This is a genomic window from Kribbella sp. CA-294648 (assembly GCF_050943845.1).
GTDB lineage: Bacteria > Actinomycetota > Actinomycetes > Propionibacteriales > Kribbellaceae > Kribbella.
Genome location: NZ_CP191981.1, coordinates 4,922,443 through 4,937,422, shown reverse-complemented (window position 1 = coordinate 4,937,422; position 14,980 = coordinate 4,922,443). Strand labels below are relative to the sequence as shown.

General features: G+C 67.3%; 13 protein-coding genes. 3 read left to right on the top strand and 10 right to left on the bottom strand.

Annotated features, from left to right (window positions below; all coding sequences use genetic code 11):
• Positions 1-13: 13 nt before the first annotated feature.
• Genes ACQPYM_RS23430 through ACQPYM_RS23405 form a run of 6 tightly spaced genes read right to left on the bottom strand, consistent with a single transcriptional unit; the run spans position 14 to position 9,238 of the window.
• Positions 14-2,356, bottom strand: a complete 2,343-nt coding sequence (locus ACQPYM_RS23430; protein ID WP_433003534.1) for a right-handed parallel beta-helix repeat-containing protein — start codon at positions 2,354-2,356, stop codon at positions 14-16.
• Complete coding sequence (locus tag ACQPYM_RS23425; protein ID WP_433003531.1) at positions 2,356-5,040, bottom strand: RICIN domain-containing protein; 2,685 nt, start codon at positions 5,038-5,040, stop codon at positions 2,356-2,358. The genes ACQPYM_RS23430 and ACQPYM_RS23425 overlap by 1 nt, the downstream gene beginning before the upstream one ends.
• Positions 5,041-5,069: 29 nt before the next feature.
• Positions 5,070-6,254, bottom strand: a complete 1,185-nt coding sequence (locus tag ACQPYM_RS23420; RefSeq protein ID WP_433003528.1) for a mandelate racemase/muconate lactonizing enzyme family protein — start codon at positions 6,252-6,254, stop codon at positions 5,070-5,072.
• 1 nt (position 6,255) lies between these two features.
• Positions 6,256-7,083: a carbohydrate ABC transporter permease gene (locus ACQPYM_RS23415; RefSeq protein WP_433003526.1), complete on the bottom strand. Its 828-nt coding sequence runs from the start codon at positions 7,081-7,083 to the stop codon at positions 6,256-6,258.
• A complete protein-coding gene (locus tag ACQPYM_RS23410) occupies positions 7,083-7,964 on the bottom strand; it encodes a carbohydrate ABC transporter permease (protein WP_433003523.1) in 882 nt (293 codons plus the stop codon). Before ACQPYM_RS23410 ends, ACQPYM_RS23415 begins: the two co-directional genes overlap by 1 nt.
• Before the next feature lie 5 nt (positions 7,965-7,969).
• Positions 7,970-9,238: an ABC transporter substrate-binding protein gene (locus ACQPYM_RS23405; protein WP_433003520.1), complete on the bottom strand. Its 1,269-nt coding sequence runs from the start codon at positions 9,236-9,238 to the stop codon at positions 7,970-7,972.
• Positions 9,239-9,390: 152 nt separating this feature from the next.
• Between ACQPYM_RS23405 and ACQPYM_RS23400 the strand changes: the two genes are divergently transcribed.
• Entirely contained in the window at positions 9,391-10,164 is a 774-nt protein-coding gene (locus ACQPYM_RS23400; protein WP_433003517.1) for a FadR/GntR family transcriptional regulator, read from the top strand.
• On the opposite strand, the gene ACQPYM_RS23395 is transcribed toward ACQPYM_RS23400, so the two are convergent.
• From ACQPYM_RS23395 to ACQPYM_RS23385, 3 genes are read right to left on the bottom strand one after another with little or no spacing between them, the layout of a single operon-like run.
• Positions 10,161-10,319 carry a hypothetical protein gene (locus ACQPYM_RS23395; RefSeq protein ID WP_433003514.1) on the bottom strand — a complete coding sequence of 53 codons (159 nt, stop codon included), beginning with the start codon at positions 10,317-10,319 and terminating at the stop codon, positions 10,161-10,163. The two genes, ACQPYM_RS23400 and ACQPYM_RS23395, sit on opposite strands and share 4 nt — an antisense overlap.
• A 32-nt stretch (positions 10,320-10,351) precedes the next feature.
• Positions 10,352-11,137 carry an SDR family oxidoreductase gene (locus ACQPYM_RS23390; protein WP_433003510.1) on the bottom strand — a complete coding sequence of 262 codons (786 nt, stop codon included), beginning with the start codon at positions 11,135-11,137 and terminating at the stop codon, positions 10,352-10,354.
• A 29-nt stretch (positions 11,138-11,166) separates the two neighbouring features.
• The gene (locus tag ACQPYM_RS23385; protein ID WP_433003507.1) at positions 11,167-12,444 is read right to left on the bottom strand and encodes an MFS transporter; all 1,278 of its coding nucleotides are present in this window, start codon (positions 12,442-12,444) and stop codon (positions 11,167-11,169) included.
• A gap of 76 nt (positions 12,445-12,520) precedes the next feature.
• Here ACQPYM_RS23385 and ACQPYM_RS23380 point away from each other — a divergent pair, with 76 nt between their 5' ends.
• Together ACQPYM_RS23380 and ACQPYM_RS23375 are read left to right on the top strand one after the other, a co-directional pair.
• Positions 12,521-13,177, top strand: a complete 657-nt coding sequence (locus ACQPYM_RS23380) for a CGNR zinc finger domain-containing protein (RefSeq protein WP_433003504.1) — start codon at positions 12,521-12,523, stop codon at positions 13,175-13,177.
• An 83-nt stretch (positions 13,178-13,260) separates the two neighbouring features.
• Positions 13,261-14,043 carry a phosphatase PAP2 family protein gene (locus tag ACQPYM_RS23375; RefSeq protein WP_433003501.1) on the top strand — a complete coding sequence of 261 codons (783 nt, stop codon included), beginning with the start codon at positions 13,261-13,263 and terminating at the stop codon, positions 14,041-14,043.
• On the opposite strand, the gene ACQPYM_RS23370 is transcribed toward ACQPYM_RS23375, so the two are convergent.
• Positions 13,983-14,972, bottom strand: a complete 990-nt coding sequence (locus tag ACQPYM_RS23370; protein ID WP_433003498.1) for a GlxA family transcriptional regulator — start codon at positions 14,970-14,972, stop codon at positions 13,983-13,985. The two genes, ACQPYM_RS23375 and ACQPYM_RS23370, sit on opposite strands and share 61 nt — an antisense overlap.
• Between the last annotated feature and the right edge of the window lie 8 nt (positions 14,973-14,980).

The window sequence follows — 14,980 nt, the reverse complement described above, 5'->3', positions numbered from 1 at the left end:
GGCGCGGTAGCTGCTATTTGGGGATGCCGGTGACGTTGAACTCCTGGACGCCGACCCGTCCGCCGGCGTTGGTGTTCTGCAGGTACAGCCGAAGGTTGGTGGTGGCGAGCTGCGTGGGCGGCTGGTAGACGACCGGGGCGGTCGTGCGGATGGGCTGGTAGGGCATGATGTCGATCCAGGCGTTCTGGCTGGCGCTCCAGCGCTGCACCTTCCAGCGCGTGACCATCGTGGTGTCGCGGTTGTCCTGCTGGATGGTGAAGGTGAAGGCATGGTGGTCGGCCCCGAGGTCGAACTGCGCCCACGCCTCGCTCTGCGGGGCGCTGGCCTCGCCGGTGAGCGTGGTGTCGTCGTACAGCTTGTTCAGCCCGACATCCCAGGCGCTGCGGTTGACGGACAGGCTGGAGGCGTTGGCCAGGTTGGTTGCCGGCACCTTCGACCGCAGGTGCTCGTAGGCGGGTTGCAGGCCGGCGCCGTCCATGATCGCGCGCGCCTCCGCCGGCCACGCACCATTGCTGATCACGTGCGGCCCACCGTCGCCGTCGAAGATGACGCCGCGGGTGTCGTTGTTCGACTTGTCGGTGTAGTTGTGCGATGCGAAGACCGACAGGGGAGTGCGGTGTCGGTTCGACCAGTGGAAGCTGCTGCTTTCTGAGACGTTGTAGTCCCAGCGCGTCTGGTAGCTCTGGTTGTCGCTGTAGTAGTTCGTCGTCGACGTGTGGTTGTGCACGTAGTTGTGGCTGATGACGGTGCCCGGCCAGGCGCCGAAGGTGTACACGGCGGCGTTGTCGTAGATGTTCCAGGACTGCTTGGCGGTGGCCAGGTGCACCTCGTTGTGGCTGAACGTCGTCTTCCCGACGCCGTCCACTCCGTCGACCAGGCCGAACTCGTCCGACTTGCGTTGGTGGAACCCCGTGTAGGCGGTGTCGTAGACCAGGTTGTGCGTGATGTTCGCGTTGTAGGTGTTCATCAGGCTGATACCGGTCGCCGAGAAGTAGTCGTCGCCGATGTCGGCCACGATGTTGTTGCTGATGACAATGTTCTTGGTGCGTGCCGCGCTGCCCGCCCGCACGTCCATCCACCGGCCCGCGATGATGCCGGCCGCGGTGAGGTTGTGGAAGACGTTGCCGGTGATGGTGGTGTTCTCGGCACCGGTCAGGAGTTGCAGACCGCCGTTGCCCATCTTGCGAACGGTGTTGTTCGTGAAGGTGATGCCGTCGGTGTTGGTCAGTTTGATCTGGCCGGGCACCTCGCCCCCGTAGCCGTCGTACTGCGGATCCTTGAACGGGTCGGCCGCGTAGAGCGCCTCGGCCTGCGTGCCGCCGATGAACCGGTCGCGCGGCAGCAGCCAGTTGCCGTGCTCGAAGGTGACGCCGTCAAACATGATGGCGCGCGCCTTCGCGGTCGCGCTGCGGCCGGTGACGTTCACGAGCGACTCGACCACCGGGACGTACGCGCCGGCGGCGTTCACATCCTCCCCGGGCCTGGGGTAGTAGTAGATCTTGTTGGTCGCCCGGTTGAGGTACCACTCGCCCGGCGAATCCAGCTCCTCGAACGCGTTCAGGAAGAAGTAGGTGTGGTTGTGGCTGAGCGAGACGCCGGAGTCGCGGTTCAGCCGGACCTGGAAGTGCGGCTGCGCGAGCTGGACGCGCTTGTTGGCACCGCTGGTGGTGATACCGGCGATCGGGAAATAGTCGACCTTGAAGCCGAGCGCGACGTGGAACAGCCGAACGTCGGTGACATTGGTGTACGCCGGCACACTGCCCGCGGGAAACTCGATGCCGTCGTACGAGCGGCTGGGGCGGTCCGGGTGCGCCGGGGGATTGGGGATCGCGGGATCGTCCCAGAACGCGCTGCCGGCGACCCCCTCGCTCATCGCCAACTGGGCGCGCCTACCGCCGACGTACAGCTGCCGGAAGTAGTCGGCGTAGCCGGCGGACTCGGGGACGCTGGCGACGTAGTACGGGGCGCCGCTGACCCGCGTCCACCCGGTGACGGCCTTGCCGCCGTCGATGATGGGAGTCTCGCCGGGATAGGCCCGGTAGATGACCTTGAAGCCGTTCGAGCCGGAGTCCGCGTCGGTCAGGTTGAACGGCGCGGTTCGGACATGCCGCCCGCCGCGGAGGTGAACGACGATATCGCCGGTCATGCCTTTGTTCAGCTGCTTCTCCCGGATGTGACCCCGTACTTTCTCCAGCGTGGCCCACGGCGAGGCGGCGGTGGTGCCGGCGTTGCCGTTGCTTCCCGTCGGCGATACGTAAAACGTGTGCTGGACGGCTGCTTGCGCATCGTCGACCGGCACGAAGCCGGTCAGTACGGCCGCCGCTGCGGCAACGGCCGCCACGATCTTGGTGCTCATCACTGGACCGTCCAGACCTGGTTGAGTTGGTTGAGTGCGGCCCACTGGGCGACTGACGCTCCGTTGCCGGTCGCGGCGCCGTAGATCTCCATGACCTGTTTGGTCTCGAAATTGCGGATGAGGTATCCGCCGCTGGTCAGTTCGAAGTACCACAGTTGGTTGTTGCGGCCGTTGGAGGTCCGCTGGACCAGCTTCGTTCCCTTCCAGTGGGAGCCGTTGTCGACCTCGATGACCTTGCCGCTGTTGCGGTTGACGACCTTGTGCAGGTTGCCGCTGACCCGCACGATCGACCACTGCTGGTTCAGCCCGTTGTTGCCGGCCCACTGGACCACGTCCGCGCCGTCGCTGGTGGAGTTGCCGTACACGTCGGCCACCAGCCCGCTGTTCACATTCCTCAGCGTGTGGTAGGCCGACGGGTCGAAGCTCGGCGTGACCGAATCCCGCAGTGCGCCGCCGGCCCGCTGCAGGCTGAGTTCCGTGAGGTAAAAATATGCGCCATCGGTCTTGGCGACCCGCACGTACCGGAACTTCTGCCGTACGTCGACCTTGCCGGTCAGGATGGCGCCGTACGGCAGGGTCGCGGAGTCCTGCCGCGCGAGCACGGTGTAGCGGGCAAAGGTGGGGTCGTTGGAGCCTCTGACCTCGAAGCCGCTGCGGGTCTGTGGCTGGTCGATGTCCTGGCGGGTGGTGAGCGAGAACTGGCTCAGCGCGGACGGCGTACCGAGGTCGACCTGCCACCACGGCGAGGTGTCGGTTCCTGCCGGCGACCAGCCTGTTGCTGCGTTGTTGTCGTTCGCCTTGGCGCTCGCGAAGCCCGCGCTGTAGTTCGAGGAGGCGGTGGTCCTCCTGGCGTAGGCCAGGTTGATCTTTGCCGGCAGACCCTGGTAGCCCGGCTCCAGGCCCGACGCCTGCATGATCGCCGTCCCGGTCGTCGCGTTGCCGACCTTGACGACGTTGGGACCGTTGGCGTTGTGGTTGATGAAGTTGTCGGTGTTCGACAGCACGTTGTTCCGCAGCGTCAGGTTGCTCGTGCCCTCGTCGAGGTAGACCCCGCCGACGGGTGAGCCGCAGGCCGTCGGCGTCCGGATGACGTCGTGGATGTAGTTCGCCTCGAACACCGTGCCCGGGCTGTTGGACAGGTGGTAGATGCCGGCGCCGTCACAGAGCTGGTTGACCACGTTGGCGATCCGGTTGTGGCTCACCGAGTTGTTTCCCGACGCGTTGGCCGCGGCTTGCCACCCCCAGCCGAGCGCGATGCCGGTCCAGGCCGCGTCGGAGATGTCGTTGTGATCGATCGTCACGGAGTTGACGAAGCCGGCGTTGATCCCCGCTGTGCCGAGATAGTCCTGCGCGACCCGGTTGATCAGGTTGTTGGTGACCGCGGTCCTGGTGACGACCTCGCGTGGATCTTCACCCGCGGGCGAGGCCGGCGGGTTGTACACCGTGTGGTACTCCACGGCTGGATCGGAGAACTTGCCCACCATGATCCCGTTGCCCGCGATGTCGTGAACCACATTGCCGGTGACGGCACTGTCGTGGACACCGTGGTGCAGGTCCAGAGCGGTGGCGCCCATCTGAGTGAAGGTGTTACCGGTGAAGGACACGGCGTCGGCGAGTGCGACATAGACGCCGGCCGGTGGGCGGTCGACGTACTGGTTGTTGCTGGTGTCGGCCGAGAGGTTGTAGTGACCGCCCTGGGCGTTGAGAAGGCCGTTCTTGGTCGCCTCCATCCAGGTGGTCTGGGCGAAGGTGATACCGGAGAACCTCAGGTTGTGGACCGGATCGTCGAGGCTGGTCCCCTTGATGGTGAACAGGGTTTCCAGGGTCGGCACCTGTACGATCGCCGTCGACATGTCCTCCCCGTCGCGGGGCAGGTAGTACACGGTCTGCTCGGCGGTGTCCACGAAGTACTCGCCGGGTTCGGTGAGGAACTCGCGGGCGTTCTCGAAGTGCAGCATCGACCCGTTCGACAGCAGCGGGTAGGGGCGTTTGAACAGGATGCCCGCCTCGCGGTCCTGGAGGGACAGGCTCGCCATGCCGTCCGCGGTGGTGTAGGACTTCAGCCGCAGGAAGCTTTCCGCCCACTGCAGCTGCAGCACCATCTCGACCTGGGTGAAGTTCGACCAGTCGGCGACCTGCGGGCTGAGTACCCGCAGCACCTGGTTCGCCTTGTCGGCGGACTGGAGCTGGAAGTTGGATCCGAGGTCGGGATAGCGAGCCCGAGTACCGCGGCTGCCGTTGATGTACATCTGCCGGAAGTTCAAGGCTCCGACCGGCGCCTTGTACTGACCGTTGCCGACCGCGGTCCAGCCGGTGATGGTCTTGCCACTGGTCACGACCGGTGTCTCGTTGCCGTAAGCCTGGTAGATCACCGAGTGGCCGTTGCGGCCCGAATCCGCGGTCGTGAAATCGACCGGACTCGCCAACGGGTACGTGCCCCCGCGGAGGTTCACCACGATGTCGCGGGACATGGTGGAGCTCACTGCCCGGACCGCGGTCTGGGCCCGCTGGATCGTCTTGAAGGCGGCCGTTTTGGTCTTCCCCGAGAAGCTGTCGCTGCCGCGGTCCGGGTCGACATAGAACTTGGTCACGGCTGCGAGGGCCGGCTGCGCCGGCAGGACCGCAACGGCAACCACGGCAAGGATCAACACCTGCAGGGCCGCGCTGATGGGTGTGCGTCTCATCCCACTGGTCTCCATTCTGATTCTCGAACTCACGGGGCGGGGTGTTCGGTCAGGTGCTGTTCCTCGCCTGCGTCGACCGGGAGCAGGCGGAGTCCGGCGCGTTCGGGCCGGATGTGGGAACCGGCGGACAGCTGATCGGGGAACCGGTGGCCGGATGCGTGGATCGCTTCCTCGTCGAGGCGGATGCCGAGACCATGGCGGTCGCCGAGGACGAACGCGCCGTCCTCGACCTGGAGGTCGACTGAGACGCCCACCGGTGGCTGGAGGTCCTGGAGTTCGCTGAGGAGATGGTTGGGCACTGAGGTCGCGGCGTGCAGCAGGCCGACGGGTGTGGTGCCGATCGGACTGATGGGCAGGTCGTGAGCGTGCGCGAGGGCGGAGACCCGCAGGAAATGCGTGATGCCCCAGCCCGCGGCCGTCTGGACGATGTCGAGCGCCCCGGCCGCGATCAGCGGACGGAACTGTTCGAGCCCGCTGAGGTTCTCGCCGCTGGCGACCGAGGCGCGGACTCCGCGGCCGACGGTGGCGTGCCCTTCGGCGTCCCAGCGCCGGACCGGCTCCTCGATCCAGGTGAGGTCGAGGGTTCGCTCGATTTCGCCGACGTGCCGGACGGCCTGCTTGCGCGTCCAGCTCTCGTTGACATCCAGCATGAGACCCGGCCGGCGCCCGTGGCCGGCGTCGGTGAGGACGCCATGGACCAGGCCGAGGCGATGCCGGTCGCGCTCGATGTCGAGGCCGCCTTTGAGTTTCGCCGCGCGCAGTCCGTGGTCGGCGTAGGTCTGGTACAGCGCGACGAGTTCGTCGTCGTCGAGGGCGATGTCCAGCCCCGAGGCGTAGGCGGGCACGCGGCGGTCGCGTCCACCGAGCAGGCGCCACAGTGGTTCCCCGGCTGCCTGTGCCTTGATGTCCCACAGCGCGGTGTCGAGCGCACCGATGGTGCCGAACACCGCTCCGGTGTGGCCCGCCTTGAACGTCCGGCGCAGCATCCGGTCGTAGAGTGCGGTGACGCTGCGCGGGTCCTCGCCCTCGAGGGCGGCGAAGATGTTCTCGATCATCACGTGCGATCCGAGCCCGACGCCGGAGATGCCTTCGTCGGTGTCGACGACGACGATCGGAACCCGGCCGAGGCCATCGGTGTACACGCCGTTGGCGTCGCCGATCGGCCGGCCCCAGTGCTGGACCGTGGTGAGGGTCCGGTATCCAGTGATGCGCATGTCAGCCCTTCGTCGACCCGGCGGTGACACCGTCGGCGATCTGGCGTTGCAGGAAGAGATAGACGACGAGAACGGGCACCGCGGCGATCAGTACGCCGGACGCGAACGTCGGGATGTCGTCGGAGTACTGCCCGCGCAACGAAGTGACTCCGACCATCAGCGTGCGGTGCTCCGCGGACGGCATCATCAGCAGCGAGATGAGGACGTCGTTCCAGCAGAACAGAGCGTTGAGTACGCCGACCGACAGCAGCGCCGGAGCGCCCAGCGGGAGCATGATCCGCCGGTAGACCCCGTACACGGAGTTCCCGTCGATGCGTGCGGCGTCGATGATCTCCTGCGGCACAGTCGAGTAGTAGCTGGCCAGGAGGAAGATCGTGAACGGCAGGAACTGCGCCACGTACACGAGGACCAGCCCGGGGTACGTGTCGATCAGGCCGGTGCCGGCCATGATCCGCGCCAGCGGAACCATGATCACCTGGAAGGGGATGAACAGTGCCGCGAGAATCCCCACGAAGAGCCAGGACGAGCCGCGGAAGCGCAGCCGGCCGAGCGCGAAGCCCGCCATCGACCCGAGCAGCAGGAGCAGCGCGACCGAGCAGGCCACGACGATCACCGAGTTCAGGAAGTACCGGGACATCCCGACGCTGGTCCAGGCCTTGACGATGTTTGCCCAGTGCAACGAGTCGGCCGGGGCGAACCGGTCGAGGACGTACTCCCGGCGGGTCTTCATCGCGACGTTGGCGGTGAACACCAGCGGGTAGACCGTGGCCAGCGCGAGGGCGGCCAGCGGGATCGCGACCACCCATTTCGTCAACCGGGTGCCGGACATCAGGCCTCCTTGGTGGCGCGTCGCAGCAGGCCGATCTGGGCCAGTCCGACCACCAGCATGATCAGGAACAGCGCGGTGGACGCCGCGGAGGCGAGCGCGGGCTGGTTCATCTGTCCCTGCTGGATCCAGATGTAGTACTCGGGCAGGTAGGTGGAGCCCGCCGGCCCGCCGCTGGTCATCACGTACAGCAGGCCGAACATCGAGGTGAGCATGCCGATCATCGTGGTGACGAAGACGAACTGGATCGTGCGGGACAGGCTGGGAACGATCACGTGCAGGATGGTCTGCGGGAGGGCGGCGCCGTCCATCCTGGCGGCGTCCAGCAGGGACGCGTCGAGGGTGGAGAAGCCGGCCAGGAAGACGACCATCGCCATCCCGAAGGTCGCCCAGACGTGCACCCCGACGACCGCGAAGATCGCCACGCCGGGATCGCCGAGCCAGTCCACCGGTCCGAGACCCAACTCACCGAGGAGCGTGTTGAGCGGACCGTCGTAGGCGAGCAACAGGTTGAAGATCGCTCCGACGATCACCGGGGACAGCACCGCGGGGAAGAAATAGACACCGCGATAGAGCCGGTGTCCTGGCACCCGCAGATAGATGAAGGTGGCGATCAGGCCAGGGATCGCCACCGCCAACGGGAGCAGCAGCACGAGCAGGCCGACGTTGCGGAGCGCGGTACGGAAGAGTGGATCGCCGAACAGAGTCAGGTAGTTGTCGAAGCCGACCGCGGTGCCGTTGCGGTTGCCGTCACCGGTGAAGGAGAAGTTGATTCCGAGCAGCAGCGGCCACAGCCGTAGTACGACGATGATCAGCAGAGCCGGTGCCAGCAGGACGAACGGCGCGAGGCGCTCGGCCCGCGACCCGCCGCGGTGTCCAGCCACTCCGATCAGCCCGTCTTGTCGGAGGCGGCCAACTGCTGCACCACTTGGTCCACGGTGATCGAGCCGCTGAGCAACTGCTGGGAGAGGCGCCCCATCAGCTCGATCGTCTTGGACGACAGCGCGACGTGCAGTGCGGGCTTGCCGGTCTTGACCCCGGAGACGATCTTCTCGACGGCCGGGCCGCCCTGGGTGACGTCGATCGTGGTGTCGGAGGCGATCGCGCCGCCGTCCTGGTAAAAGGCCTTCAGTGCGTCGGTCGAGGTCAGCGATCGCACCAGGTCCGCGGCCAGCTTCGGGTCCTTGGTCCATTTCGCGACGCCGTACCCGATGCCACCGTCGTACGGGAGGCTCGGAGTCGCCGCGGGATCGACCAGGGGCGCGCCCATGACGCCGACCTTGTCCGCACCGATGAACTCGGCGAAGTCCTTCCAGTGCCCGATGTCGGACATCAGGCCGATGACATGGGCCGCCTTGCCGGACTGGAAGAGCGCGAACGCGTCGTTGAACATCGCGGTGGAGTTGGCGCCGCTGTTGTTCAGACCGGCGTCGTCGGCCTGCTTCCACAGCTCGAAGATCCGTTTCACATTCGGTGCGGACCAGTTCCGCTTGCCGGCGATCCAGTCGTCGTACTCCTGCGGTGTCAGGGTTGCCGATCCCAGCGCCGACAGGAAGAACTGGATGCCGATGCCTTCCTTGTTGCCCAGTGCGAAGCATTTCGCGCCGGTCTTCGCGGTGATGACGCCACAGTTCTTGACGAACTCGTCCCAGGTTCTGGCGGGAGCGTCCGGGTTCAGCCCGGCCTTCTCGTAGAGCGCCTTGTTGTAGTAGACGGGATGCCCTTGCAGCGTGACCGGTGCCGCGTAGACCTTCCCGGCCTTGGTGAACGCGTCCCAGCCGGCCAGTCGCTGCTTGTCCTCGGCGAGGTAGGAATCGAGTGGGGCCAGCGCGTCAGATCGGTCGCGGAGCTGACCGCCTCCGTTGAAGAGGATGACGTCAGGCCCTTTGCCGGACTGGATCGCCGCCCCGAGCAATGTGTAGTACTGGTCGAACGGCTGGGCCACGAACTCAACGGTGACGCCGGGGTGGTTCTTGGCGAAGTCGGCCTTGGCCTTCGCCACATAGCCGGCGGCCTTCGCGTCGCCGGACTTCCAGTCCCACACGACGAGCTTGTCGCCGGTACCGGTGGACGAGCCCGGTCCGGCGGCGGTACCGCAACCGGCGGTCAACACCAGGCCCACGACCAGGGCGGCGGACCAGAGTCTGCGCTGCTTCATTGCGTGCTCACTTCTTCAGACGAGTGACGGGCGACGGAAAGCCCGGCGAAGTGGCGCAAACATAATTCGTATGACGTATGACGTCAACGGGTCGTTGCAGTACACTCGTTCCGACGCTCACCCATGCCGACGTGAGTGCCACCGGAGGAGAGATGACGGCTTCAGGCCAGCAACGGACCGCGAGCGGGTCCGTCGCCCCGGCATGGGTTCGCCGGCCGGCGAGCCTCGCGAGTGCGGTCACCGCCGAACTCGTGCAACGCATCGTGGGCGGGGTTCACCCCTCCGGGACGTCGCTGCCGCCCGAGCCCGCGCTGTGCGAGGCCTTCGCAGTCAGCCGAACCGTCATCCGCGAGGCTGTGAAGGTCCTGCAGGAAAAGGGTCTGGTTCAGGTACGCCAGGGCGCGGGCACGGTGGTCACCCCGCCGGCGATGTGGAACATCCTCGACGAACTCGTCCTTGGGTCGGTCATCGCCGAGGACGACAGCCTGACCGTTCTCGACGACCTGGTGGTCACCCGCAGGCTGCTCGAATCGGACATGGCTCTGGTCGCCGCAAAGACTGCCGACCAAGACACGGTCGACCGGCTACGGGAGCTCGTGGACCTGATGGACGAGCAAGTGGACGACGCTGTCGCGTATCGCGAACTGGACCAGGCCTTCCACGACACGATCATGCAGGCGTCCGGCAACCGCATCGCCCGTGGGGTCGTGCGCGCGCTGGAGAGTCAGGTCGGCAACACGGCCCGCTACGTGGGCAAGAACGAACGCGCCCTCTGCGTAGCCTCGAACAAGGGACACCGCCGCGTCCAGGAGCGGATCGCGGCCCACGACCCGACCGGCGCCGCAGAGGCCATGTCCGCCCACATCACCGAGGCCTGGCTCGTACGCCGCACCGGATCCACAGCCCCCAGCCGCCTCGACCGCTAGCCATCGTCGTACCGGCGTGCCTGTCTGTGGCCGGGCTCGTGGATCCGGGCCAGGCCACGCGGCTGTTGCGCCACCTGCCCGGTGTCTCGCAACAGCCCCTCGGCGACGTCCTCGACCGGAATGTAGTACGCCGGATAGCCCGGCCACTCCCACAAGTAGAGCGCGTTGGCTCCGGTGGCCGCGGTTGTTAGGGGCGGCGCCAGTCGTTGGTGGGGAGGTGGCTGCCGGCCATGGGGCCCATGTTGAGCATGCCGCCGTCGGCGACGATGCTGGCGCCGGTGACGTACGAGGCGGCGGGGGAGGCGAGGAAGGCGATCACGGCGGCGATCTCGCGGGCGTCGCCGGGCCTGCCGAGCGGTACGCCGGGGCGGTCCTTGCCGTGCGGGTCCTCGTCCTCCTGGCCGGTCATCGGGGTGGCGATCTCGCCGGGGGCTACCGCGTTGGCGGTGATGCCGTGTTCGCCGAGTTCGAGGGCCAACGTCTTGATCAGCAGGCCCAGGCCACCCTTGGCCGCGTCGTACGGCGCGGCGCCGACGCGCGGCTGGTGCTCGTGCACGCTGGTCACCGCGATCAGCCGGCCACCTCGGCCTTGCTGGATCATTCTGCGAGCGGCTCGTTGCAGGCACAGGAAGGCGCCGTCGAGGTCGACGGAGATCACCTTGCGCCAGTCGTCGAAGCTCAGGTCGACGGCGAGTTCGCTGGTACCAGTGCCGCTGTTCGCGACGAGAACCTCGACGCCGCCGAGGGTCTCCGCCAGGTCATCGATGACGTCCGCCGCGGCCGGCAGATCGAGAAGGTCGAGCTGCCGGACCTCCGCCCTCCGGCCATGGCCACGAACCTCCTTGGCCGTCTGCTCGGCACCCTCGGCATCGCTGTGCCACGTCACGCCGACGTCGAACCCGTCCTGGGCCAGAGCAACCGCCGTCGCCTTGCCGATTCCACTGTCCGATCCGGTCACAATCGCTGTAGGCATGGCCCGCCGGTACCCCGCGACCGGACGCCCTAACTACCCGATGCGGTCGCCGAGTGGGGTCGCCCTGGCTCATCGCGGACCGCTGCTGCGGCGACTGTGGTTGCGGCGATGGCGATAGCGGGGAGCAGGAGGGCCGTCGGCAGGCTGGTGGCGTGGGTGAGGAGGCCGATCAGGGCAGGGCCGGTGAACGAGCCGAGATAGCCGAGCGCGGAAACGCGGGCAACGGCCACGGGCACGGGGATACGCCCACCGGACCCGGCGGCGGCGATGCTGATCGGCAGGAGGTTCGCGAGGCCGAGTCCGAGAAGGGCGAGCCCCGCCACGGCGCTCCACGGCGTACCGACCAAGAGGCCGGCGCCGAGACCTCCACCGGCAAGGAGTGCGCTGAGACGAAACACCCGGACCGGTCCGGCGCGATCGATGATCCGATCGCCGAGCGCTCGTCCGAGGGTGACCGTGGCCTGGAAGACGGCGAGTCCGATAGCCGCGACGGCGGCCGTGGTGTGGTGGGTGTCGCGGAGCAGGACAGCGCTCCAATCCAGGGCGCTGCTCTCGGCGAGCGTGAAGACGAATGCCAATGCCCCCAGCAAGACCAGCCGGCGAGACCACCCGGACAGCAGACCAGGGCGCAGCTCACCGGCGGACGCAGGCGCATGCAACTTGCCCGGAGGAAGAAGCCTCCTGCTCGCGAGGATCCCCAGAACCGCGGCGACGATCGCAACTGCTGTGAAGTGGACGCCAACGCCCGTATCCAGGAAGGCAGCGCCAGCCGCGAGGGCACCACCGGCGACCCCGCCGAGGCTATGCATGGCGTGTAGCCCGGACAGCACAGGACGGCCGTACGCGTGTTGCAAGCCAACGCCCTGGTCGTTGATCGCCACGTCCACAACGCTGTTGGCGATCGCCGACACGGCCAGTGCGATGGTCAGCGTCACCAGCCCCGGCGCATGGGCGATGGGAACCAGCATGCCGGCGAACACCGGTAGCGACACCGTGAGCGCTCGGCGACTACCGACCCGCGTGACGACCGCGGCACCAAGCTGCAGGCCCATGATCGCGCCGGCGTTCAGGCCGACGAAGGCGACCGCCAGTTGCGCGTCCGACAAACCCAGTTCTGCCTTACGCGCCGGGATCCGTGCGGCCCAGGTGGCAAAGACCACTCCGGTCAGCAGGAACAGTGCCGCAGTACCGGCTCGAGCGCGTCTGAGCCGGTCCGCTGGCAGTACCGGCGAACGCCCCGGCGATGTGCCAGTCTGGGAATCGTGACGTCGTCGTCGGGGTTCGGGCGGATCGCTGTGACCATTCATCGGTGCCTCCGCGGGGATGGCGGATCGACAATCCCTCCCTACCTGACTACCATCAAAATGGCTATAGAAGGTAGTCATGGACGAGCTGGCTGACCGCTACCCGGCGCTGAACGGCGGCGCGCTCTGCCTCGACTTCGCCAACACGCTCGAGCCGAAAGCCGACCAGGGCCAGGACCGGGATCATCTCGGTACTGACCGGCGCCAAGCTGACTACGCCGGCCTGCTGGCCTGGCTCGAGTACGCCCAAGTCATCGACGACGCAGAGCAGCAGCAACTCGCGGCTCTTGCACGTGAGAGCTCGGCGCACGCCGTCGCGGCCGCCGTCGACCTTCGCGCGGCGGTCCTCGCAGTCTTCAGCGCTGTTGCCGCTCATGCCCCGCTGCCACCTGCGGCCCATCGCCTACGGGATGCCTACGCCCGAGCGATCAGCGCAGCCACGCTCGAGCCGGCGAGTGGCGGGCTGCAGTGGTCATGGGACCGTTCAGCCGACCTGATGGCACCTCTCCATCTGATCGCCGCTTCTGCTGCAGAACTCGCCACCAGCCCCCGACTCACGCGGGTCAAGCAGTGTGACGGCGAGAACTGCTGGGTTCTGTTCATCGACACCAGCAAGAACGCGTCCCGTCGTTGGTGCCAGATGCGGTACTGCGGCAACGTCGGCAAGAGCCATCGCCAGGCCGCCCGACGCCGCCAAGCCCGCGCAGCGGATCGACCTGCTGGGTCGGCACCCTAGCTGAGGTGATTCGCCTCACGGAGCGTCACAGCGATGGGGTCGGCCGGAGTCCTATGGCCGAACCCTTCGACAGAGGAGGCACCGTGCCTGACCACCTCGACGCGGCCATGCTGGCTGACCATCCGCAACCCCGACGGATCCTGCGTGAGGTCGCGCTGATGGCGGCGCTCTTCGGCATCTACAACCTCGGCCGGCTCATCTCCGCGCAGCACGCCGGAGCTGCGTTCCTCAACGCCGACGCCCTCATCCACTTCCAGGCCGGCCTGGGATTGCCGAGTGAAGCCGATGTCCAGTCGCTCGCCTTACGGATCCCCGATCTCATCTCGATCGCCAACCGGTACTACGCCGCCGTGCACTTCCCGCTGACCGCGCTGGTGCTGATCTGGCTACTGGTCAAACGCCCGGCGGAGTACACGAAAGCCCGCTGGTCGCTGGCGCTACTGACCGGATTCGCCTTGATCGGGCATCTGATGTTCCCGCTGGCGCCACCACGGATGCTGCCCGAACTCGGTTGGGTCGACACCGGCGTACTGCTCGGGCAGTCGGTCTACGGACCCGACGCGGAGAGCGGTCTGGCGAACCAGTTCGCGGCGATGCCGAGTCTGCACGTCGGCTGGGCCTTTATGGTCGCGGTCTACCTGATCCGAGCCACCCGGTCCCGCTGGCGCTGGTTGTGGATCGCTCATCCAGTGATCACGTTCGCCGTGGTCGTGGTGACAGCCAACCATTACTGGCTCGACGGCGTGATCGCACTGCTGCTGGCGGTGCCGCTGGTACTGGTCTTCGACAGCCGCCGGGTACGCCGTCAACGCCGCCCGCTGTCACCAGTCACCAAGTCGCCGGAACTCCAGAAGGCGCGGCGGTAGGCGGAGGGTGTGGTGCCGAGGACCTTGGTGAAGTGCTGACGCAGGCCGTTGCCCGTACTGAAGCCCGAGCGCTCCGCCACAGCGTCGACCGGCAGGCGGGTGGTCTCCAACAGCTCGCGCGCCCTGTCCAGGCGGCGCCGGGTGAGCCAGCCGATGGGGGTGAGGCCCGTCTCATGGCGGAAGCGGCGGGTGAAGGTCCTGGTGCTCATCCGGGCCTGCTCGGCCAGTTGCGGAATAGTGACCGGCTCATGCAGCCGCTCAAGCGCCCACTCCAGCACCGGGCTCAGGCCCCTGTCCTGGGCCGGTACAGGCAGGTCCGGCGACGCGTACTGCGCCTGGTCGCCCTCCCGCTGCGGTGCGACGACCATCCTGCGACCGACCTCCGCCGCCACGGCTGCGCCGAAGTCACGGCGGACTATGTGCAGGCACAGGTCGATGCCCGCCGCAGTACCGGCGCTGGTGAGGATGTCACCCTCGTCGATGAACAGCGCCCGAGGATTGACGTCGACCCTCGGGTAGCGCCGCTGCAGCTCACTCGCATGCATCCAATGTGTGGCAGCCGTGCGGCCTTCGAGCAGCCCGGCGGCGGCCAGGACGAAGGCGCCCGAGCACACTGCGGCCACCCGTGCTCCCCTCTCGTGCGCATCGACCAGGGCCTCCAGCAGCGCCTCAGGCGGGCGGTAGGAGCCGTCCGCGCAAGCGGGCACCACGACCAGATCGGCCGAGCACATCTCCTCCAGCCCGTACGGCGCGCGCAGCGACAGCCCGTTGAGGGACGTCTGCTCCTGGTCGGTGCTCTGGCAGAGTGCGAGGTCGTACCAGTCCGGGGTCAGGTCGCGGCGATCCCGGCCGAAGACCTCACAGGGGACGGCCAGCTCGAACAGTGGACACTCGTCCAGCACAGGAACGACCACGCGGATCCTCGCCATGCCGTGAA

What these genes read in the sequence shown, in the direction of transcription:
- ACQPYM_RS23420 (WP_433003528.1), bottom strand. Translation starts at nt 6,254, where the DNA reads ATGCGCATCACTGGATACCGGACCCTCACCACGGTCCAGCACTGGGGC.
- ACQPYM_RS23370 (WP_433003498.1), bottom strand. Translation starts at nt 14,972, where the DNA reads ATGGCGAGGATCCGCGTGGTCGTTCCTGTGCTGGACGAGTGTCCACTG.
- ACQPYM_RS23385 (WP_433003507.1), bottom strand. Translation starts at nt 12,444, where the DNA reads ATGAATGGTCACAGCGATCCGCCCGAACCCCGACGACGACGTCACGAT.
- ACQPYM_RS23430 (WP_433003534.1), bottom strand. Translation starts at nt 2,356, where the DNA reads ATGAGCACCAAGATCGTGGCGGCCGTTGCCGCAGCGGCGGCCGTACTG.
- ACQPYM_RS23400 (WP_433003517.1), top strand. Translation starts at nt 9,391, where the DNA reads ATGACGGCTTCAGGCCAGCAACGGACCGCGAGCGGGTCCGTCGCCCCG.
- ACQPYM_RS23425 (WP_433003531.1), bottom strand. Translation starts at nt 5,040, where the DNA reads ATGAGACGCACACCCATCAGCGCGGCCCTGCAGGTGTTGATCCTTGCC.
- ACQPYM_RS23380 (WP_433003504.1), top strand. Translation starts at nt 12,521, where the DNA reads ATGGACGAGCTGGCTGACCGCTACCCGGCGCTGAACGGCGGCGCGCTC.
- ACQPYM_RS23415 (WP_433003526.1), bottom strand. Translation starts at nt 7,083, where the DNA reads ATGTCCGGCACCCGGTTGACGAAATGGGTGGTCGCGATCCCGCTGGCC.
- ACQPYM_RS23405 (WP_433003520.1), bottom strand. Translation starts at nt 9,238, where the DNA reads ATGAAGCAGCGCAGACTCTGGTCCGCCGCCCTGGTCGTGGGCCTGGTG.
- ACQPYM_RS23390 (WP_433003510.1), bottom strand. Translation starts at nt 11,137, where the DNA reads ATGCCTACAGCGATTGTGACCGGATCGGACAGTGGAATCGGCAAGGCG.